Here is a 21,748-nt window from a genome sequence, read left to right on the forward strand (position 1 = left end):
TTGCCCGTATCGTAGGCAATGCGCCGAATGCTCGCCATCGAAATTTATCGATGGCCTATTTCAGACTGTAATGGGCGGTGCGCCCCGTGGGCCTTACTACAGCCCCAAGAGCTCCTTGACCTTGGCGATGATGGCCTCGTCGGTGGCGTTGGCAAAGAAGTACTCCTGGAAGTGCTCACCAGCGAGGGCGCCCTTCACCAGGCCCTGATCGATCTCGCCCAGGACGTCGACGAGCGGGCGCATGGTCACAGCGCGCACGCCGTCGAGGATCTTCTTGTTGCGCTGCTCGGGCTCAACGCGCTCGGCGGGGTAGCCGTTACCCGAACCAAAGCCAAAGAGCTTCTCGAAGGTGCACTCGAGGTTGAGCTCCTGGCCCCAGCCGTTCTTGAGCGCGAAGGGCATGGCGACGGCATTGCCATCGTTGACCTGGGCAAAGGTGTAGGCATCCAGCGGGTCGGCAACGTGGCCGCACAGCACGCCGGGGAAGGAGTTGCAGGCGAGCATGGCGCCCTCGCCGGTGCCGCAACCGGTCACGACGTAGTCGGCAGCGCCGGAGTTGAGCAGCACGGCGGCAAGAATGCCGTTCTGCACGTAGGTGAGGGGCTTGGAGTCGGCGTCGGCATACATGCCATAGTTAAAGACGGTGTGCCCCATGGGCTCGACAACCTTCTTAAGGGCAGCCTCGATCATAGGGTTCTTGGAGTTCTGAGAATTCTCATTAATCAGAGCGATCTTCATTTGAGTCAACCTTTCAACTTAATCTTCCAGTTTTTTGTTTCTGTGCGCGGGCGGCGGCAAAGCCAACCCGCGATGAGCTATGCGGGCGGTCGGCAGTTAAGTCTGTCGCGAGTTCCGCACAAACCGAAGCGCCTGTGTTGGCTGGTGCGTGACGGTGGCGAGGGCGCGCGGAGTGCGGCAGATTGGCGTGAAAGAGGAGCGAAGCGTACTTCGGTACGCGAGCGACGGTTTGAGCGCCAAGGTGCCGCACTCCGCGCGGCCGCAGCCTATTGCGGCTGTTTGCCGATGTAGGCGAGGATGCCGCCGTCCACGTACAGAATGTGCCCGTTGACGAAGTTCGATGCATCGGAAGCCAAGAACACGGCGGGGCCCTTCAGGTCCTCGGGCGTGCCCCAACGGGCGGCCGGCGTCTTGGCGATGATGAACTGGTCGAACGGGTGACGGCTGCCATCGGGCTGCGTCTCGCGCAGCGGCGCGGTCTGCGGGGTAGCGATATAGCCCGGCCCAATGCCGTTGCACTGGATGTTGGTCTCGCCAAACTCGGAGCAGATGTTCTTGGTGAGCATCTTGAGTCCGCCCTTGGCGGCGGCATAGCCGGCGATGGTCTCGCGGCCCAGTTCGCTCATCATGGAGCAGATGTTGATGATCTTGCCGTGGCCCTTGGCGATCATACCGGGCAGGCAGGCCTTGGACACGATAAACGGTGCGTTGAGGTCGATGTCGACGACGCGACGGAAGTCCTCGGCGCTCATGTCGAGCATCGGGGTGCGCTGGATGACGCCGGCGTTGTTGACTAGGATGTCGGGCGTGGTGCCAAAATCGGCTTCGATCTTGGCAACGAGCTCGGCGACGACAGCCTCGTCGGTGACGTCGGCAACATAGCCGTGAGCATCAAAGCCCAGCTTGCGGTAGTGCTTCTCGGCTTCGGCAACCTTGTCGGCGTGACGGGCGTTAAAGGCAATCTTGGCGCCTGCCTCTCCGAGCGCCTCGGCAATGGCCATGCCGATGCCATAGGTGGCGCCGGTCACGAGCGCGACCTTGCCGTCCAGGCGGAAGCTGTCCATAAGATCAGACATAGCAATCCTTCCAAAAGAAACGTTCATCTATATAAGTCTTGCTTTTCGTACAAGCTCAGTATATGTGAAGTAGGGTAATAAACCCTCCCATTCTCCGAAAAATAGGTGAACGTTCACTTTTAAAAGGTAAACGGTGAACTCGCCCTGCTGTGCGGACGGCACGATTGTCCTGATCGAGGAGGGCAAGCTCGAGAGACAAGTGAGCATGGGCTGCCCGTTGGCCCCGCGTGTAGTGCTACTTTTCAAATGCGGCGCGCACAAAGTGCCGGGTGAACAACTTGCTGGCGATGTCGGCGACGTTGCCTAAGATCAGCGCCGAGATAACGGCGGTCACGTCTGGTCACGTCAAAGCCACCTAAGTTGTGCATGGGTGTCAGCGCCCCCATTTCACCGCAACTGTGGGGATGGGGGATGCGATAGTATTACGTGATGAGATTCGACAAACCGTGGGCTTCATTCGAGGGCTTTATGGAACAGCACCAGCATTATCAGAGCCTGCAAGATCAGGCATACAACGCATTGCGCTCCAAGATCATCTATGCCGAGCTCAAGCCCGGCACGCGCCTTTCGGCGATTGGTCTGGAAAAGGAGACGGGAATCGGGCGCACGCCCATTCGCGAGTCTTTTGTGCGCCTGCGTGAGCAGGAGCTGGTGGAAACTCGTCCCAAAAGCGGCACCTATGTCTCAAAAATCAGCATGGAGCGCGCCGAGAATGCCTGTTTCTTGCGCGAGAAACTCGAGAGAAGTGTGCTCATTAAATGCTGTTCGGCCGCTACGCCCGAGCAAAAGCATCGGCTCGAGCAGATTCTTGCCGAGTCCGAGTCGCTCGACCACAGCGAAACGCGTCGCTTTTTTGATCTGGACAACCTGTTTCATGAGACATGTTTTGAGATTGCCGGCCGCCACATGTTGTGGGATTGGATGAAGAGCGTCAACACGCATTTCGAGCGATACAACTGGTTGCGTATGGTGTCGCAGGATCTGGACTGGGAACCGATCCGTGGGCAACATCGCCGGATTCTTGAGGCCATTAAGAAGGGCGATACCGACACGGCGAGCTATCTGGCAGAGACGCATTTGCATCTAATGCCCGAGGAGCAGGGCCCGGTTATCGCCTTGCATCCCGACTACTTTGAGCTGTCCAAAGACTCGGCAATCTAATTCGTCCTCTTTATTAGTTGCGGTTAAATAGGGACTGTTTTGCGGCTTTGGCGGCGTAAGCAGTCCGTATTTCACCGCAAGTGCGGGGGTGCAATCGGGGCATGAAAAGGCTGCGGCGCCGCTTGGAGGAAAAAACCGGAAGCAAGGGTCCATTCCTCCAGACGGCGCCGCAGCTGTTTTGGTGGCTCGGCTTTTGTCGAAGTGGCTCAGCTGGGCGCGACTGCCAGCCGAGTAGACAAAGCGGCTCGGGGCGTGTCGCTTCCGTCACGTTCTATCAGCATACAAGACGGTTTCGGTTCTTGCTCGTGACGGAAACGGCGCGCTTCCGAGCCGCTTTAAAAGAAAGGGGGCGAGGTCTAGGGCACGCCCCCTTTCGCGATAGAGAGCTGAACCTAGCCGCGGACCTTCTTGACGACGTCCATGGCCTCGCGGGCGATCTGCTCGACCTTGGAGAAGTCGCCGTCGGCGAACAGGGTCGGCTTGACCATCCAGGTGCCACCACAGGCGATGATGGCGCTGGAGCTCAGGTACTCCTCGACGTTGGCGGTGCTCACGCCGCCGGTGGGCATAAAGCGATGACCGACAAACGGAGCGGCGAGGGCCTTGATGGTGTTCAGGCCACCATACTGAGCCGCGGGGAAGAACTTGGTGACCTTGAGCCCCAGGTTCTCGGCGGCGGTAACCTCGGAGGGGGTCACGGTGCCGGGAAGGACGGGCAGGTCGATGTCGATGCAGTGCTTCACGACGTCCTCGTTGTAACCCGGCGAGACGATGAACTTGGCACCGGCGGCGCGGGCCTGCTCAACCTGTTCGACAGTCAGGACGGTGCCAGCGCCGACGCACATCTCGGGCTCGGCCTCGGCCATGGCGGCGATGCACTCGGCGGCGCAGGCGGTGCGGAAGGTGACCTCGGCGGACTTCATGCCGGCTGCCATAAGGGCGTGGGCGAGCGGAGCGGCGTCTTCGACCTTGTCGAGCACGACGACCGGCACGATGCCCAGGGACTCAAGCGTGGTATAGAACTGATCGAACATGATGTTCCTTTCGATGTGTGGCGCGCATAGGCGCATGATTGCCAAATGTGCTGGTCGGGAGCCGATTTTGGATTGGTTATCGGAGGCACTGCTTGGGGTCCAAGCAATTCCAAAACCGGCTTCGCAACCAGTCGTGTAGGGAATGCCAGACAAAACCGGAATGGGACTAAGTGGTTCTACCTGGCCGGAGGAATCGGGGAGCGGGCTGCAGAGATATGGGTATGGAAAGCTGCGGCCCGCGGAATGGGGACGGCTTAGCGCGCGACGCGGGTGCCACCGTCGGCGGCGGATGCCACGGCTGCGATCTCGTCTGCGGTCACCAGGTTGGAATCGCCCTTGATGGTGAGCTTGAGGATCGAGGCCGCAATCGCGTAGTTGACGGCGTCCTGCGGATCGAAGTCATTGATGAGGGCATGGACCAGGCCGGCGTTAAAAGCGTCGCCGGCGGCAACGCCCTCGAGCACGTGCACGTCGTGAGCAGGGGAGAACCAGTGCTCGCCGCTCTCGGCGTCAAAGAGCATGCCCATCCAAATGGAGCGCTCGACGCAGGAGATGTTGCGGACGACCGAGGCGACCTTCTTGCAACCGTACTCGGCGCAGATCTGACGGGCCATCTCGACGTAGGTGTCGCGCTCCTCGATGCCGTGGGCAAGGGAGCCGGAGACGCAGGTCATACCGAGGCCGGCAGGAGCGTCCTCGTCGTTGGCAATGCAGATGTCAACGAGCGGCAGGAGTTCCTTCATGGTGGCCTGCGACTTCTCGGGCGACCACATCTTGCCGCGATAGTTCACGTCGCACACGGTGGTGATGCCTTTGGCGCGGCAGGCGGTGAGGGCATCCTTGCAGGCGGCGGCCATCTCGTCGGAGACGGCGGGCGTCACGCCGGAGAAGTAAAAGACATCGACACCCTTGAGGATCTCGTCCCAGTCAAAGACGTCGCGCTTGGCCATGTTGATGGCAGAGTACTTGCGGTCGTAGACGCAGCCGTTGCCGCGCTGCGAGGCGCCGACCTCAAACACATAGGAGCCAAGACGGTCGCCCTGGCGCACGACGCGCGTGGTGTCGACGTCGTAAACCTTCAGCGAACGCAGGGCGCACTCGCCCAGACGGTTGGCCGGGACAACGGAGACGTAAGCTGCCTTGTCACCCTGGTAGGCCAGGGAAAGCGCGGTGTTTGCCTCGGCGCCGCCGTAGCGGACATCAAACTCGGTCGCCTGCTCAATGCGCAGATGATCTTTGGGCGAGAGCCTCATCATGATCTCGCCGAAGGTAAGAACCGTTTTACCCATGGTCGCGCAGCTCCTTCTTACTCGTGCGTACACCTTTGATATGGCGTTGGCACGGAGGTGCCAAGACGGTAGGGTACATCTTTGCACCTCCGTGCCAACGTTTGCCGAAATCGGTTTACGAAATCGGTTTCGTTTCGACTTGTAGTATACTCACCTACAACGTTTTGCAAGCGAGATTTTTAAAAAAATGCCTAAAATGGCCCAGACTGCCGACAATTGGGAAACGGGGTGCGCTATGGCGCAGATGAGAATCAAGGACATTGCCGCCGAGGCGGGCGTGAGCCCGGCCACGGTCTCGCGCTATCTCAACAACCGCCCCGGGCAGATGACCGAGGAAACCCGTGCCCGCATCGCGGCGGTCATCGAGCGCACCGGCTATCGTCCACGTGCCGCCGCGCGCAATCTGCGCAGCTCGCGTACCAACCTCATCGGCGTGATCTTGGCCGACATTGCTAACCCGTTCTCGAGCGCCATGCTCGAAGGGCTTTCCGCCAGCGCCGCCGCGCGCGGCTGCTCGCTCATGACGGCCATTAGCGGCAACGACCCCGCCAAGGAAGCAGAGTCGCTCACCAGACTTATCGATGCCGGCGTGGACGGCCTGGTCGTCAACACCTGTGGCGGCAATGACGAGGCAATCGCCGCGGCTGCGGGGCGCCTGCCCGTCGTGCTGCTCGACCGCGATGTTGCCGACGGCGGTGTCGATCTGGTGACCTCCAACAACCGTGAGCTGGTCGCCGGCCTGGTAGACGCCTTGGCCTCTGCGGGCAGCGAGCGCCTGTGCCTGCTCACCGAGGCAAGCGACGACAGCCCCGTGCGTCGCGAACGCGCCGAGGCGTTTGCCGACGAGCTCTCGCGCCGTGGCCTGGCCGGCGAGGTCGTCACCTTGGCGGACGGTGGTGTCGAGGGTGTCAGTCGCCTGGACGAGACCATCCGCGGCTATGCGGGTAAAAAGCTCGGCCTCATTGCCGTCAACGGCTTGGTTTTCCTGCGCCTGACCGAGGCGCTGGCCCAGCTGGGGCCCTCGTTGCCGGCGGGTCTCAAGATCGCAACGTTTGACGACTATCCCTGGAACCACGTGCTCTTTGGCGGTGTGACCACGGCCGCGCAGAACACCCTTACCATTGCCGAGCGCGTAGTCGAGCGCCTGTCCGAGCGCATCGACGTCGTTACCACTACGGTGGGCGATGCCGCAAAGCTCGCTCCCAAGCGCATCGAGATCCCCGGCCACATCGAACACCGCGCTTCGACCTCGCGCTAGCCGTTCGTTCGCAACGGCCCTGTTCGCGCACGTTTTTTGAGCGCTTGATACGCTTTAACCCTGCGGAAACATTTTTCTGCGATAGTATCTGCGATATAGACCAGTCGAAACCCGCCCGAAAGAAAGGGGAGCGACATGAACCAGCAGAACATCGATTACGTACTCCGCTCCGTAGAGCAGCGTGACATCCGCTTTGTGCGTCTGTGGTTTGTCGACATTCTCGGCCGCCTCAAGAACTTTGCCATTAGTCCCGAGGACCTCGAGGTCGCTTTTGAGGAGGGTATTGGCTTTGACGGCTCCGCCATCGAGGGCTTTGCCACGCCCGAGGAAGCCGACATGCTGGCGTTCCCCGATGCTTCGACCTTCCAGATCCTGCCGTGGCGCCCGAGCCACAACGGCGTCGCCCGCGTGTTCTGCGACGTGTGCACTCCCGATCGCAAGCCGTTTGCCGGCGACCCACGCGATGCCCTGCGCCGCATGTTCCGCAAGGCCGAGAAGGCTGGCTATCTGCTCAACGTGGGTGCCGAGCTGGAGTATTACTACTTCCCCGACGAGCACACCCCCGAGCCGCTCGACAACGTGGGCTACTTCGATCTTTCGGTGAGCGATGCCGCCCGCGACCTGCGCCGCAACACGGTCCTCACGCTCGAGAAGATGTCCGTGCCCGTGGAGTACACCTTCCACGCCGCCGGTCGCTCGCAGCATGGCATGAGCCTGCGTCACGCCGAGGCCCTGAGCATGTCCGACGCTATCACCACGGCCAAACTCATCATTAAGCAGCAGGCCTACGAGAGCGGTTGCCACGCCTCCTTTATGCCCAAGCCGTTGGCGGGCGAGGACGGCAGCGCCATGTTTTTGCATCAGTCGCTGTTCGACCACGACGGCAACAACGTCTTTTGGGGCGAGGACGACGAGAAGTACCACCTCTCCGAAATCGCCAAGCACTACATGGCCGGCATCTTAGCGCACGCGCGCGAGATCAGCGCCATCACCAACCCCACGGTCAACTCGTACAAGCGCATCACCACGGGTGGCGACTCCGTGCCGCAGTACGCCACGTGGGGCCTGCGCAACCGCGCGAGTATGGTCCGCATCCCGGTCTACAAGCCCGGCAAGCCGCTGTCCACGCGCATCGAGCTGCGCAGTCCCGACCCCATGGCCAACCCGTACCTGGTCAACGCCGTCACGCTGGCGGCTGGTCTGGACGGCATCGAGCGCAAGCTGGAACTCCCGCCCGAGGCCACGGCCGAGACGCTCAAGCTTACCGACCGTCAGATGGTCGAGGCCGGCTACGCGCCGCTGCCGCGTTCGCTCAAAGAGGCGCTCGACGTGTTTGATGACTCGCAGTTTATGAAGGATGCTCTCGGCGAGCACATCCACAGCTTCTTCCTCAAAAAGAAGCGCGACGAGTGGCATAAGTTTGAGTCTACGATCACCGAGTGGGAGATCAAGCACTACCTGGCGAACTCCTAATCGCGCTGGCTTGTTCCAGTACGATTGAGCTCATTTCTTTGGAGGCCGATATGTCCGAAAAGAGTGCCCTGTTCATGGCGCGCACGACGCGCTTCCACGAGTTTGCCCGCAGCTTGACGACTACCCTGGGTGTCGAGGTGAGCCTGGCAACCCCCGATTCGCCAACTGCGGCGCACGACTTTGACCTGCTGATCCTCGATTCCGATGGCATCCGCAGCGACCGCATCGATCAGATTGCCAAGTGGCTTGACGATCGTGGTGGCGTCCCCATGTTGGTGATCGTTGACGACGAGGCGCTCGGTACCCTGCGCCTGCCGAATCACGCGCATGCCGACTTTGTATGCCCCACGGCGACGCCCAACGAGCTCAAGGCTCGTGCGCAGCGCCTGATGGGCGAGGAGGAGACCGTCACCGCTGACGATGTACTCAACATCGATAACCTCGAGATTAACCTGGCTACCTACCAGGTGACACTCGATAACGAGCCCATCGACCTGACGCTGATGGAGTACTCGCTGCTGAGCTTTTTGGCGACGCATCCCAATCGCGCCTACAGCCGCGAGGTGCTGCTGCACCGCGTGTGGGGCTTTGAGTACTGCGGCGGCACGCGCACCGTCGACGTGCACATTCGACGCATCCGCTCCAAGGTGGGCCCGCAGATCGCGGCACACATCACCACCGTCCGCGGCGTGGGCTATCTGTTTAAGGACTAGATTTCCACCACAAAGGGGACAGACACCTTTGTGGTGGTTTTGACGCAGGTGCGGGCTCCTTTCGAGTTTGCAGCAGAACTTAAGCCTTCCTAAAAGATTGCGTTCTCGTACACGTACGCCCGCATATTGGGGTACAACTCAACGTGAACAATGATGGCCCGCCACGTGTTTGGCGGGCCTTTGGTTATTTGACGAAAGGATCGCAGCTATGAGCGAGAACGATTCCCAGCGTCCCCAGGATGTTGGCAATGCCGGCGAGACTCAGCAGCAGCCGCGCGTGCAGGTGGAGTCGACGCCTGCCGGCAGCAACATTCCCTACGTGCAGGCCTATGACACACAGACCGGCCAGCCGCTGGGCGGTGCGCAGGTCGTGAACAAGCACACGGTGGTCAAGACCAAGACCAAAAAGCTGCCGATCTTTATTACGGCACTCGCCGGTTGCGCCTGTGGCGCCCTGCTGGTCATTGCGCTCATTATGAGCGGTACGCTCGATATCGGTGGCGGCAAGAATGCCGTGACGGCGGGCGCTTCGGGTTCGTCGACGCAAAAGATTACGATCGACTCCGAGGACACCACGTTGGCCGAGGCCGTTTCTGCCAAGGCCCTGCCCTCCGTCGTTTCCATCACCGCCACGTCGAGCGGCAGCCAGAATGGCTCGCTTTCGCAGTCTGCCGATGAGTCGGACAACTCGGGCAGCGTCGGCTCGGGCGTAGTACTCGATACCGAGGGCCACATCCTCACCAACAACCACGTGGTCGATGGCTATGACCAGTACGTGGTGACCATGGATGACGGCACCACCTACGAGGCCGAGTTCGTGGGCAACGACGCTTCGAGCGACCTGGCCGTCATCAAGCTCAAGGACGCCGACGCCTCCAAGCTCACGCCGATCGAGATCGGTGACTCTTCCAAGCTCAACGTGGGCGAGTGGGTCATGGCGATCGGTTCGCCGTTTGGCAACGAGCAGTCTGTCTCCACCGGTATCGTCTCGGCGCTGTATCGCTCCACGGCCATGAGCTCTACCAGCGGTAACACCATCTATGCCAACATGATCCAGACCGATGCCGCCATCAATCCGGGCAACTCCGGCGGCGCGCTCGTCAACGACAATGGCGAGCTTGTGGGTATCAACTCGCTCATCGAGAGCTATTCGGGCTCCAGCTCGGGCGTGGGCTTTGCCATTCCGGTTAACTACGCCAAGAACATTGCCGACCAGATTATCGACGGCAAAACTCCGGTGCATCCGTACATGGGCGCCACGCTTTCGAGCGTCAACGCGCTCAACGCCCGCACCAACAAGCTGAGCACCGATAGCGGCGCGTATGTGGCGAGCGTCGTTGAGGATGGTCCTGCCGCCAAGGCCGGCATTCAGGAGGGCGACGTCATCACCAAGCTGGGCGACGACGAGATCACGAGCGCCGATGGCCTGATCATCGCGCTGCGCAGCCACGAGGTGGGCGAGAAGGTCGAGATCACGCTCATGCGCGGCAAGGAAGAGAAGAAGGTCACCGTCGAGCTGGGCTCCGACGAGGAACTGCAGAACCAGCAGCAGAACGACAGCGCAACCGACACTGGCAACGGCGGTATTACCGATGAGCAGCTGCGCCAGTACCTGGAGGAGCTGCTCGGCCAGCAGGGCCAGGGCCAGGGCTACGGTCAGGGCTATTAACGAGCCGTTTCGCACATATCGAGGCCAGAGGGGGCTGTTCCGCCAACGCGGGACAGCCCCTCTTTTCTTATTGATCCGTTGGGGACGGAGGAAAACGGATCATTTAGAACTGGCAAGGGCATGGTTTAATCGCGCGATCCATCCCAGTCTGGCGGCTGCCGATTCGGTGCGGTTCGAAAGGGTTATTCGGCGCCATGGTGACCGGTGGTACTCTTGTATCCGTTTGAAATCGAGCGAAGGAGTGCCGCTATGGAGCAATCGAGCCTGTTTGGTGACGGCGTGGACATCGATACCGAAACGCCCGCGAGCGCGGATGCCGCTGCACCGGCCGACGCCCATGCCCAGGCCGCCGCGCGCGCGGCCGAGCTGCGCCACGAGCTCGATTACCACGCCTATCGCTACTACATGCTCGACGCGCCCGAGATCACGGACGCCGCCTTCGACAAAATGCTCGTTGAGCTGCAGGAGATCGAGGCGGCCTATCCCGACCTGGTGACGCCCGACAGCTATACCCAGCGCGTGGGCGGCTACGTGAGCGAGCAGTTTACGTCGGTAACGCACATGGCACGCATGTATTCCATGGACGACGCCATGGATCTGGACGAACTCGACGCCTGGCTCCAGCGCACCGAGGATGCGCTCGGTGCCGGCAGCGTCACCTATACCTGCGAGCTCAAGATCGACGGCTTGGGCGTCGCGCTTACCTACCAAAACGGCAGCTTCGTACGCGCGGCCACGCGCGGTGACGGTACAACGGGTGAGGATGTGTCGCTCAACGTGCGCACCATCAAGGATGTGCCCATGCACCTGTCCGAGCCGGCGCTCGCCCACATGGGCGCCGACCGCGAGCGCACCATCGAAGTACGCGGCGAGGTCTACATGCCCAAGGGCAGCTTTGTTCGTCTGAATGAAGAGGCCGATGCCGAGGGTCGCGACCCCTTCGCCAACCCGCGCAACGCCGCCGCCGGATCCCTGCGCCAGAAGGATCCCAAGGTCACGGCACGCCGCGACCTGGCCACCTTTATCTATGCCATTGCCGATACCGATCCGCTGCACGTCCACAGCCAGCGTGAGTTCCTTGACTGGCTGCGCAGCGCCGGCTTTAGCGTCAATCCCAACATGGCCCGCTGCGCCACGCCGGCTGAGGTTCACGAGTTCTGTGCCCAGGCGCTTGAGCATCGCGGCGACCTGGACTACGACATCGACGGCGTGGTCGTAAAGGTCGACAGCTTCGCCCAGCAGCTCGACCTGGGCTTTACCGCCCGTGCGCCGCGCTGGGCCATCGCCTTTAAGTTCCCGCCCGAGGAAAAGCAGACCGTCCTACGCGAAATTCGCATCCAGGTGGGCCGCACCGGTGTGCTCACGCCGGTCGCCGAGTTCGACCCGGTGACGGTTGCCGGCTCTACCATCGCGCGCGCCACGCTGCACAACATCGACGAGATCCGCCGCAAGAACGTGCGCGAGGGCGATACCATCATCGTGCACAAGGCGGGTGACGTGATCCCCGAGGTCGTGGGTCCGGTGCTCGACAAGCGCCCGGCCGACAGCGTTGACTGGCACATGCCCGAGGTCTGCCCCGTGTGCGGTAGCCCCGTGGTCCATGAGGACGGCGAAGTGGCTTACCGCTGCGTTTCCATCGACTGTCCCGCACAGCTCAAGGAGCGCCTGCTCCACTGGGTGAGCCGCGGCTGCATGGACGTGGACGGCCTGGGCGACGAAATCGTCGACAAGATGATCGCCGCCGGCCTAATCCACGATGTCGCGGACTTCTACCAGCTCACGGTCGACGACATCGCCGGACTGGACACGGGCCGCGTGTACGCCAGCTCTAACAGCAAAAAGGGCGTCAAGAAGGGCGACCCCATTCCGGTGGGCCTCAAGACGGCCGAGAAAATCATCGCCGAGCTCAACAAGTCCAAGAGCCAGCCGCTCGGTCGCGTGCTGTTTGCCCTGGGCATTCGCCACGTGGGCAAGAGCGTGGGCGAGGTCATCGCCGAGCGATTCCTGTCGATCGACAAGCTCATCTTGGCGAGCGAAGAGGACATCGCCGAGTGCGAGGGCATTGGTCCCAAGATTGCGGCGAGCGTCAAGCAGTTCCTCGCCGTGCCCGAAAACCTTGCCGTGCTGGAGCGTCTGCGCCAGGCAGGCCTGTCGCTCGAGGTTGACTTGGGCGCCGCTCATGCGCAAGCCGCAGCCGACGCCGGCGTGGCAGGCGAGCTCGCCGACGCACAGCCGCTCGCGGGTCTGACCTTTGTGCTCACGGGCACGCTCGTCAACCGCACCCGCGACGAGGCGGGCGCGGCGCTCAAGGTGCTCGGCGCCAAGGTCTCGGGCAGCGTGTCCAAGAAGACGAGCTATCTGGTCGCCGGCCCCAAAGCGGGCTCCAAGCTCACCAAGGCCGAGCAGCTGGGCGTGCCCGTGCTGGATGAGGACGCGCTCGAGCAGATCTTAGCTACTGGTGAGGTGCCGGAGGCGTAAGGCATCGATAGCCAAATTGAAGAACCGCCCGGAAGCACGATGCCTTCCGGGCGGTTCTTACTTTGCTGGGGCGACCGGCACCGTGATCTGCGTCACGTAGGTTGCCGGATCATCGCTGATGATGTCATCGATCAGGGCGATCTCGCGCGACGGGCCGGCGGGTGCCAGCCCGTGTTCGTGCATATAGCCGAGTAGCTGCTCGTAGCGCGAGCCCGCCTGCCCGTGCGTGCCGCGGAAACTTATGGTCAGGCAGCGCGCGGCAGGTCGCGTCTCAACATCGCCCAGGTACTCATCGGTGTCATCGAGCAGCAGAAAGACCTCGTCGTAGCCATCAAAGTCGCCGGCGGCCAGGCGTTCGGGCGCGATGCCCACACCTAGATTGCCAAGATAGGCAAAGGTTTCGTGCTGCCCCTGCTGAAGCTGGCGGATATGCCATCCCAGCGAATAGGCGTCGGTGGGATTGACGCGCTCGTGCAGCGTGGCGCAGCGAAGTTCGGGTTCCTCGATTTCGCTAATGGTGTCGAGATCAGCATTCAAAGCGCCATGAAGCAAGGCAAGCCGCTGGTCAATCTTGCGCGACATGCGCTCCAGCTCACGCCGCTTGCGCTCAATTAACTCCTGTTGCTTGGTCAGTTGCCGTTGCATCAAATCCATATCGCGCGTAGTGACAAACTCGCGAATCTGGGCCAGCGGCAGGTCGAGAACGCGCAGGTTGCCGATGGTGTTGAGGGTGGAGAGCTGCCGCGATCCGTAGTAGCGGTACCCACTCGCCGGATCGACATATGCCGGCTCCAACAGCCCCATCTGCTCGTAATGGCGCAGCGTGCCCACGCTCAAATTGAGCAGGCGTGCCACCTCGCCAATGCGGAGCAGACCCTCGGTGTGTTCGCTTGGCATGTCGGTCACAGGACCGCTCCTTTCGATGGGCGGGGGAGGGATATCGGGGCCGTGCGGCGCGGCCGTCGTATGGCACGAACGAACCGCTACGCTACCAGTTTGTCAAAAGCCCCGCGCCGGTTGAGCACGGTAAACGCGACAACACAAATGACTGCCGACAGAATCGACCCGCACGGCGAGGCGATGCCCATGGGGAACAGCGTGTCGGAATAGGCGTTCGACAGCAGCCATGCGCCGGGCACGCGAATGAGCACCACGGCCAGCACGTTGTGCGCAAAGCCGATGTAGCTCTTGCCGTATGCAGCGAAAAAGCCGCTAAAGCAAATGTGGATGCCGGCAAAGATCGCGTCGAAAATGTAGCTGCGCATATAGCCGGTACCGGCGGTGACTACTGCAGCGTCCTTGGCAAAAAAGCCGATAAACGCCGGCGCCACCAGCCACATCAGTACCGTGATCAGGCAGCCGTATACTACCGAAATCGTCATGGCGTCCTTGAGTACCTGACGCGCGCGGTCACCCTTGCCTGCGCCGGCGTTTTGCGCCGTGAGCGCGCTGACGGTAGCGCCCATGGAACTCGGCACGATAAACAAAAAGCTGATCATCTTCTCGACTAAGCCTACAGCGGCGGCGTCGACTAGGCCGCGGTGGTTGGCGATGACGGTGATAAACATAAACGCCACCTGAATGCAGCCGTCCTGCACGGCCACGGGCACGCCGATCTTAAGAATGCTGCCGAGCACCTCGGGCTGGGGGCGCAGGTTGCTGCGCTTGAGGTGAATGTGCGTACGGCGGCTCTTGAGCCACACGAGCGCGAGAGCCACGCTCGCCGTCTGCGCGATGACTGTGCCGAGTGCCGCGCCTACGGGGCCGAGCCCCATGTGGCCGATAAACAGAAAGTCGAGCGCGATGTTGATGATGCATGCCACGCCAATCACGTACATGGGCGAGCGCGAATCGCCTAGGCCGCGAAAGATGGCCGAGAGGATGTTGTACGCGGCGATAAAGGGAATGCCGATAAAGCAGATACGCAGGTAGACGGCGGTTCCTTCGACCGCTTCGGCCGGCGTGCCAATGAGCGCCACGATTTGCGGACACAGTGCGAGCAGGACAGCGGCCAGCACCACCGAGACACCCATAAAGAGCGTGATGGTGTTGCCGATGGCGGTCTCGGCGCGGTCAAACCGACGCGAACCCACGGCGTGGCCGACGATAACCGTCGTTCCCATGGCCAGGCCCACGAGCGTCACGGTAATGATATAGAGCGTCTGCGCGCCGTTGCCCACGGCGGTGATGCCGGCGGCGCCGCTAAACTGCCCCATCATGTACAGGTCGGCCATGCCGTAGAGCATCTGCAAAAAGTACGAGAGCATATAAGGCAGGGCAAAGACCGCGATGGTCTTAAGGACATTGCCGCGTGTGAGGTCGTGTTCCATGGGCGGGGCTTTCTGGCTTGGTCTGTTTACGTACCAGTGTAGTGAAAACCCTACAACGATTGTAGAGTCAAGGTTTGTGTTGGCGGCGGGGCGAAAAAGTCACGCACGCGTTCATTTCCAATTGAATACGGACATGCGCCCTGTGAGCATGGCGCCTGCACTAGCCTTGCAGAAATCGATTTCGGAGCACTTGACACCGCCGCACGGCGCGCCATAATACGTGGGTTTGCGAACAACGTTTGATGGGGGATGAACCTGCGTGCGCAATCTCAAGATTTTGTTTTCCTATCTGGGGGCATACCGCCGCGATGCCATGCTCGGCGTGCTCTTTGTGACGGCCGAGACGGCGCTCGAGCTGTTTATCCCGGTCATCATGGCAAATATCATCGATGTGGGCGTGCCCGCGGGCGACATCAACTACATGCTGTTGCAGGGCACGTATATGTTGGTATGCGCCGCATGTTCGCTGGTACTTGGCTTGGGCTATGCACGCACGTCTGCTCGCGTCGCCTCGGGGCTGGGCGCTAACTTGCGCGAGGCGGAGTACCGCAAGATCCAGACGCTCGCCTTTGGCAATCTGGACAACTACGATGCCAGCTCGCTCGTCACGCGCATGACCACCGATATCACCGTCATCCAAAACGCCATCGGCAACGGCTTCCGCCCCATGGTGCGCGGCCCCGTGACGCTCATCGTCGGCTTGGTCTATGCGCTGGTGCTGTCGCGTCCGCTTGCTACGGTATTCGCGATTATTCTGCCGGTGCTGGCGATCGTACTGGGCGTTATCACCTGTCGCGTCAGTCCGCTCTACCGCCAGCTGCAGACCTCGATGGACCATCTCAACGGTGTGGTGCAGGAGGACCTCACCGCCGTGCGCGCCGTCAAGGCGTACGTGCGCGCCGAGCACGAGGAGGCCAAGTTCGATGCCGTCAATACCGAGCTCGCGCACACGGCGACGAAGACCTTTGGCAACGCCGTGCTCAACCTGCCGGTGTTTCAGCTGTCGATGTACGTGGCGGCGCTTTCCATTCTGTGGATCGGCGGTCGCATGATTCTTGCCGGCGAGCTCGGCGTGGGCTCGCTCACGGGCTTTATGAGCTACGTGCTGCTCATCATGAACTCGCTCATGATGATCTCCAACGTGTTTTTGCTGCTCACCCGCGCACTTGCCAGCGTGGAGCGCATCTCGCGGGTGCTCGACGAGCGTTCGCTTATCCAAGCGCCCGACGCTGCCGCTGCCGTGCACGGGGTGGCCGACGGAAGCATCGAGTTTCGCGACGTGTCGTTTAAGTACCGCGCGGATGCTGCCGAGGATGTGCTCGAGCATATTGACCTTTGCATTGAGGCAGGCTCCACGGTGGGCGTGCTCGGCGGCACGGGCTCGGGCAAGAGTTCGCTTGTGCAGCTGATCGCGCGCCTGTACGACGCCACCGAAGGCGCCGTACTCGTGGGCGGGCGCGATGTGCGCGATTACGACCTGGTTGCCCTGCGCGACGCCGTGGGTATCGTGCTGCAAAAGAACGTGCTGTTTACGGGTACCGTGCGCGAGAACCTGCAGTGGGGCGCGCCCGATGCCACCGACGAGGAGCTGCTGCGCGCCTGTCGAGCGGCATGTGTGGACGAGTTCCTGGATCGCATCGGCGGACTCGACGGCTATCTGGGCCAGGGCGGTGCCGGTGTCTCGGGCGGGCAGAAGCAGCGCCTGTGCATCGCGCGTACATTGCTCAAACATCCGCGTGTGCTCATCTTTGACGATTCGACCAGCGCGGTCGATATGGCGACCGACGCCAAGATTCGTGAGCATATTGCTCAGATTCCCAATACGACGGTGATTGTCATCGCACAGCGCATTGCGAGCGTCATGGATGCCGACCGCATTATTGTGTTGGACGACGGTCGTGTCCACGGCGTGGGCACGCACGAGGAACTGCTGGCGGGCGATAGCATCTACCAGGAGATTTACGCCTCGCAGATGGAGTTCGCGGGGAACGCGGACACCGGCGACGGCTGCGACGATGGCTGCGCGAATGATCCGTTTTCCTGCGTTCCCAGCGGATCGCCCTTGGAAGGGGGTGAGCGCCATGCCTAAGACATCCGCTCAGGCCCGTCCCGCCAATCTGACGCAGACGCTCCGCCGCCTGCTCTCCTACATGGGACACGCCAAGTTTTCGCTGCTCGCGGTGGGTGTGCTTGCCTCTGTGGCCGCCATCGCGAGCCTTGCCGGTACCTACATGGTGCGCCCCATCGTCAACGGTTTGGCAACGGGCGGCGAGGAACTGCTCGCTAGGCAGGTTATCTTTACCGCTGCCATCTACGCCGCGGGCGTGCTCTCGGCTCTGGGCTACTCGCAGATCATGGTGCGCGCGGCCCAACGCGTGGTGTCCGATATTCGCCGCGACCTGTTCGCGCACATCCAGATGCTGTCGCTGAGCTACTTCGACAGCACGCGCTCGGGTGACATCATGAGCTTCTTTACCAACGACGTCGACACCGTCTCCGAGGCGCTCAACAACAGCTTTGCCAACGTGATTCAGGCGAGCATCCAGGTGGTCGGCACCACGGCCATGCTCATCATCCTCAACTGGCAGCTCACGATTATCACGCTCGTGTGCGATGTGGCCATTGTGCTGTACGCTCGCTACTCGGGCATGCGTTCCAAGCGCTTTTTTGCCGCCCAACAGGCGTCGCTTGGCGACCTGGACGGATATATCGAAGAGATGGTCTCGGGCCAAAAGGTCATCAAGGTCTTTAATCACGAGCAGGCCAACGTGGCTGGTTTTGACGCGCGCAACCAAGAGCTGCGCCGCACCGGTGGTGCCGCGCAGGCCTACGCCAACTCGATGGTGCCCATGACCGTGGTGATCGGCTATGCCAACTACGCCATCGTCGCCGTGGCGGGCGGCATACTCTGCATCAAGGGGCTCGCCGACGTAGGTGCGCTCGCGAGCTATCTGGTCTTTGTACGCCAGGCGGCCATGCCCATCAACCAGTTTACGCAGCTCGGCAACTTCTTGCTTAACGCACTGGCCGGCGCCGAGCGCTTGTTTGCCGCCATGGATTTTAAGCCCGAGGTGGACGAGGGCTGCGTGGAGCTGGTGCAGACGGGCGATGCCGCGTGGGCGTGGAAGATTCCCAAGGGCCAGGGCGTGGGCGCGTACGGGCATCTGCATGATGTGGCAGCCGTTGATGAGTCGGGCCGCGCGGTGGCTGCCGACGGCACCGAGCTCACGTGCGGCTTGGTCCCGCTTGCCGGCGACGTGCGCTTCCATGCCGTGGACTTTTCCTACGTGCCGGGCACCCGCGTGCTCACGGATCTCAACCTGTTTGCCAAGCCGGGGCAAAAGATTGCGTTTGTGGGCTCGACGGGCGCCGGAAAGACGACCATCACCAACCTCATCAACCGCTTCTACGAGGTCGATGACGGCGAGATCACGTACGACGGCATCGACGTCAAGCACATTGCCAAGGCCAGCCTGCGCGGATCGCTCGGCATTGTGCTGCAGGACACGCACCTGTTTAGCGGCACCATTGCGCAGAACATCCGCTTTGGCAAGCTCGACGCGACTGACGAGGAGGTGCGCGCCGCAGCCGAGGCAGCCTGCGCGGATTCGTTTATCCGCCGCCTGCCTAGAGGCTACGACACGCCGGTCACGGCCGACGGCGCCAACCTGTCGCAGGGCCAGCGCCAGTTGCTCGCCATCGCGCGCGTGGCCGTTGCCGACCCGCCGGTGCTCATTCTGGACGAGGCCACGAGCTCCATCGACACGCGCACCGAAAAGCTCATCGAGCGCGGTATGGACCGCATCATGCGCGGACGCACCACGTTTATGATCGCGCACCGCCTGTCCACCGTCCGCGACGCCGATGCCATCATGGTCCTCGAACACGGCCGCATCATCGAGCGCGGCACGCACGAAGAGCTGCTCGCTCAGCACGGCGAGTACTGGCAGCTTGCGCATGGCTTAAAAGAGCTGGATTAACCCGTTCGAGCACGATGCTTTGACCCCTCCGTGCCCCCTCACCTCGCCTCAAACCATCACAACATTCGACGTTTTTTGCCAATAACGGGAAAAGCATCGAATGTTGTGATGGTTTTTCTACCACTCAATCGGGTGGAATCGCTTTCTTGCGCACGAAGGTGTGCGGGCCCGTGGGCAGGGGAATAAGGTTGGTTATCCGACTCCATTGGAGGGCTCATGGACCTGCCGATCGTCCTGTCCCATAAGACTGCCTGGCTGTACCACAACGTGGCGCGCCCGTCCGAGCCGCTCTCGCGAGCAAGCAGCCTATACGATGAGGACTCGCTTGCCAACGAGGCGGAGCCGACTGCGGACCTGCCCAAATTGGGGCTCGATGCCAAGGGGCTGAGGGCTTCAGCGGCAGTTGGGATCGTTACCGACTATCTGGTTGCGCTTGGTATTCCACGAGAAGAGCTCGATCATATCGACACGCTCGTCAACTTCGATTTTGAGCGCTCGACGCCGGCTGGATTTAGGTGCCACGTGTTTGGGGCGCCAGTACCTCCAGGGCATCTTATCGAGGTGGCAGAGGGCCTTCTGGTGGTTGATGAGGCCATGTGCTTTGTCCAAGCGGGTTCGTGGATGAGCGAGCCCGAGCAGCTGGAATATGGCTACGAAATCTGTGCCCGATACCATTTGAATCATCTGTCGACAGGCGATTATATCGAGATGGGGCAGAGGTATACCGTTGCCGACTTGATTGCCTATTGCAATGAGAACCGATCTCGTCAGGGGGGCTATACGCGCGGCCGCCGTGATCAAGCGCGTGCACGATGGCGCGCGGTCGCCCATGGAGACGGCCGCCGCAATCATGGTCGTAGCAAAACGTTCCCAGGGAGGGCTGGGATACGCCAAGATCGAGCTCAACCATCGGGTCGATGTTCCCAACGAGTTCAAGTATCTCGCAAAGGCCGGGTATTTCGAGATTGACGTATATGCGCCTGCGAGCGGTACGGGGATTGAATACAACGGCTCGGACCATCTTGATAAACAGCGCAGCGCGTCGGATGCGGAGCGTATGACCGTGCTGAGCGCGCTGGGCTTTAGGATGATCGTCCTCACCGGGACTCAGTTTGCCCATCAGCTGCAATTGCACCGGGCGATGAACGCCATCGCGCTCGCTATGGGGCTCAAGTGCGACCGAAGCGAAGCGTTCCAGAAACGTCAGAACGACCTGCGAGAATTCGTGATTCGGCACTGGGGCGGCGGTCTTTAGGGGCGTTTCGGCCCTTCTACGGGGTGCCATGGGCAGGCAAACCATCACAACACTCGACGTTTTTTGCCAAAATCGGGAAAAGCATCGAATGTTGTGATGGTTTGCATGCTGAGGATGGGCTTGAGAAGCCGGTCTTGCTCGAAGCGACCTGTCCTGTCGTACGGGTGTCGGCATGATTCTCCCGTGCGGTATTATGTTTTCCGAAGAATAAAACGCCGCATGAGGGGAGGGCTGCGTGGGCGGGCACGTGCAACATGACGGCTTTGGCCGCGATATCAACTACCTGCGCATTGCCGTTACCGACAAGTGCAATTTCCGCTGCATTTACTGCATGCCGGCCGATGGCGTGGCGCCCCGCGCGCACGACGAGCTGCTCAGCGCCGAGGAAATCGCCCGCTTTGTGCGCTTGGTGGCGGGGGAGGGCATTCGCCGCGTACGCCTGACGGGCGGCGAGCCGCTGGTTAGCCGCCGTATTATCCCGCTCATTCGTGACATCCGCGCGATTCCGCAGATCGAGGACATCTCGCTTACCACCAACGGCGCCCTGTTGCCCAAGCTGGCACCGCAGCTCAAAGACGCGGGGCTTAACCGCGTCAACATTTCGCTCGACACACTTGACCCCTCGCTGTTTGGAAAGATCACGCGCCTGGGTCGACTCGAGCAGACCATGGCCGGCATCGACGCGGCGCTGGCTTGGGGCTTTGAGCCCGTTAAGGTCAACTGCGTTGTGGTGCGCCGGCTCAACCAGGATGTGGCGGCCCTCGCGCGTCTGACCGTCGACCGCCCCATCCACCTGCGCTTTATCGAATACATGCCCATTGGCGACGAGCACACGAGCTCGCATTGCGCTGTGGACCCGCATGCGCCCACGCTCAATCCCGAGCTGTGGGACGCGAGCGACACCGTGCCGAGCGACGAGCTGCGGGCACGCATCAATGCCGGGGCCGCTGCGACGGGACTGGGCAAGCTCGAGCCACTCGACATCAACGACGCTCCTGCTGGCGCGGGCCCCGCGCGCTATTGGCACTTTCCGGGCGCGGCGGGAACGGTCGGCTTCATTAGCGCCATGTCCAATCATTTTTGCGCGAATTGCAACCGTCTGCGTCTGACGGCCGATGGCAACGTGCGTCCGTGCCTGTTCAGCGATGCCGAGTATTCGGTGCGCGACGCGCTGCGCCGTGGTGATGATATGCAGGTACTTTCGATTTGGCGCGATGCCGTCGCCCACAAACCGCAGGAACACGCGATAATTGAGGGCACGCAACGATTTATGTCCCAAATCGGAGGATGATCA

The 21,748-nt window shown here is 61.6% G+C and carries 17 protein-coding genes; 10 read left to right on the forward strand and 7 right to left on the reverse strand.

Annotated features, from left to right (window positions below):
• Positions 1-96: 96 nt before the first annotated feature.
• Together ABHT90_RS08395 and ABHT90_RS08400 are read right to left on the reverse strand one after the other, a co-directional pair.
• Positions 97-738: an RpiB/LacA/LacB family sugar-phosphate isomerase gene (locus tag ABHT90_RS08395; protein WP_346982206.1), complete on the reverse strand. Its 642-nt coding sequence runs from the start codon at positions 736-738 to the stop codon at positions 97-99.
• 266 nt (positions 739-1,004) lie between these two features.
• Positions 1,005-1,814: a gluconate 5-dehydrogenase gene (locus ABHT90_RS08400; RefSeq protein WP_346982207.1), complete on the reverse strand. Its 810-nt coding sequence runs from the start codon at positions 1,812-1,814 to the stop codon at positions 1,005-1,007.
• 429 nt (positions 1,815-2,243) lie between these two features.
• Between ABHT90_RS08400 and ABHT90_RS08405 the strand changes: the two genes are divergently transcribed.
• Positions 2,244-2,975, forward strand: coding sequence for a GntR family transcriptional regulator (locus ABHT90_RS08405; RefSeq protein ID WP_273378136.1), 732 nt, complete (start codon positions 2,244-2,246; stop codon positions 2,973-2,975).
• Positions 2,976-3,367: 392 nt separating this feature from the next.
• Here ABHT90_RS08405 and eda read toward each other — a convergent pair whose 3' ends face one another.
• Positions 3,368-4,009, reverse strand: coding sequence for a bifunctional 4-hydroxy-2-oxoglutarate aldolase/2-dehydro-3-deoxy-phosphogluconate aldolase (eda, locus tag ABHT90_RS08410; RefSeq protein ID WP_346982208.1), 642 nt, complete (start codon positions 4,007-4,009; stop codon positions 3,368-3,370).
• 254 nt (positions 4,010-4,263) lie between these two features.
• Positions 4,264-5,298 carry a PfkB family carbohydrate kinase gene (locus ABHT90_RS08415; protein WP_346982209.1) on the reverse strand — a complete coding sequence of 345 codons (1,035 nt, stop codon included), beginning with the start codon at positions 5,296-5,298 and terminating at the stop codon, positions 4,264-4,266.
• 235 nt (positions 5,299-5,533) lie between these two features.
• On the opposite strand from ABHT90_RS08415, the gene ABHT90_RS08420 reads away from it, so the two are divergent.
• The 5 genes from ABHT90_RS08420 (at position 5,534) to ligA (ending at position 12,889) form a co-directional block, all read left to right on the forward strand.
• The gene (locus tag ABHT90_RS08420) at positions 5,534-6,556 is read left to right on the forward strand and encodes a LacI family DNA-binding transcriptional regulator (RefSeq protein ID WP_346982210.1); all 1,023 of its coding nucleotides are present in this window, start codon (positions 5,534-5,536) and stop codon (positions 6,554-6,556) included.
• 135 nt (positions 6,557-6,691) lie between these two features.
• Positions 6,692-8,029, forward strand: a complete 1,338-nt coding sequence (locus tag ABHT90_RS08425; protein WP_346982211.1) for a glutamine synthetase family protein — start codon at positions 6,692-6,694, stop codon at positions 8,027-8,029.
• Positions 8,030-8,079: 50 nt separating this feature from the next.
• A complete protein-coding gene (locus ABHT90_RS08430) occupies positions 8,080-8,742 on the forward strand; it encodes a response regulator transcription factor (RefSeq protein ID WP_006234733.1) in 663 nt (220 codons plus the stop codon).
• Positions 8,743-8,950: 208 nt separating this feature from the next.
• Positions 8,951-10,411: a S1C family serine protease gene (locus ABHT90_RS08435; RefSeq protein WP_346982212.1), complete on the forward strand. Its 1,461-nt coding sequence runs from the start codon at positions 8,951-8,953 to the stop codon at positions 10,409-10,411.
• 249 nt (positions 10,412-10,660) lie between these two features.
• The gene (gene ligA, locus ABHT90_RS08440; protein ID WP_346982213.1) at positions 10,661-12,889 is read left to right on the forward strand and encodes an NAD-dependent DNA ligase LigA; all 2,229 of its coding nucleotides are present in this window, start codon (positions 10,661-10,663) and stop codon (positions 12,887-12,889) included.
• Between the two features lie 57 nt (positions 12,890-12,946).
• Here the strand turns inward: ligA and ABHT90_RS08445 are convergent, their stop codons facing one another.
• On the reverse strand, positions 12,947-13,786 hold the full coding sequence (locus ABHT90_RS08445) for a MerR family transcriptional regulator (protein ID WP_346982226.1): 840 nt from the start codon (positions 13,784-13,786) through the stop codon (positions 12,947-12,949).
• Positions 13,787-13,872: 86 nt separating this feature from the next.
• Positions 13,873-15,219, reverse strand: a complete 1,347-nt coding sequence (locus tag ABHT90_RS08450; protein WP_346982214.1) for an MATE family efflux transporter — start codon at positions 15,217-15,219, stop codon at positions 13,873-13,875.
• 313 nt (positions 15,220-15,532) lie between these two features.
• Between ABHT90_RS08450 and ABHT90_RS08455 the strand changes: the two genes are divergently transcribed.
• The gene (locus ABHT90_RS08455; protein WP_430393375.1) at positions 15,533-17,308 is read left to right on the forward strand and encodes an ABC transporter ATP-binding protein; all 1,776 of its coding nucleotides are present in this window, start codon (positions 15,533-15,535) and stop codon (positions 17,306-17,308) included.
• Entirely contained in the window at positions 17,301-19,199 is a 1,899-nt protein-coding gene (locus tag ABHT90_RS08460) for an ABC transporter ATP-binding protein (RefSeq protein ID WP_346982216.1), read from the forward strand. The genes ABHT90_RS08455 and ABHT90_RS08460 overlap by 8 nt, the downstream gene beginning before the upstream one ends.
• Positions 19,200-19,592: 393 nt before the next feature.
• Here the strand turns inward: ABHT90_RS08460 and ABHT90_RS08465 are convergent, their stop codons facing one another.
• Positions 19,593-19,808, reverse strand: a complete 216-nt coding sequence (locus ABHT90_RS08465; RefSeq protein WP_346982217.1) for a hypothetical protein — start codon at positions 19,806-19,808, stop codon at positions 19,593-19,595.
• Positions 19,809-20,028: 220 nt separating this feature from the next.
• Between ABHT90_RS08465 and ABHT90_RS08470 the strand changes: the two genes are divergently transcribed.
• Both ABHT90_RS08470 and moaA read left to right on the forward strand, forming a co-directional pair.
• Positions 20,029-20,454: a hypothetical protein gene (locus ABHT90_RS08470; RefSeq protein ID WP_346982218.1), complete on the forward strand. Its 426-nt coding sequence runs from the start codon at positions 20,029-20,031 to the stop codon at positions 20,452-20,454.
• A 235-nt stretch (positions 20,455-20,689) separates the two neighbouring features.
• Positions 20,690-21,745, forward strand: a complete 1,056-nt coding sequence (moaA, locus tag ABHT90_RS08475) for a GTP 3',8-cyclase MoaA (RefSeq protein WP_346982219.1) — start codon at positions 20,690-20,692, stop codon at positions 21,743-21,745.
• Positions 21,746-21,748: the final 3 nt, after the last annotated feature.

This window comes from Collinsella aerofaciens, assembly GCF_039758815.1.
In the GTDB taxonomy this organism is placed as follows: Bacteria; Actinomycetota; Coriobacteriia; order Coriobacteriales; family Coriobacteriaceae; genus Collinsella; species Collinsella aerofaciens_BP.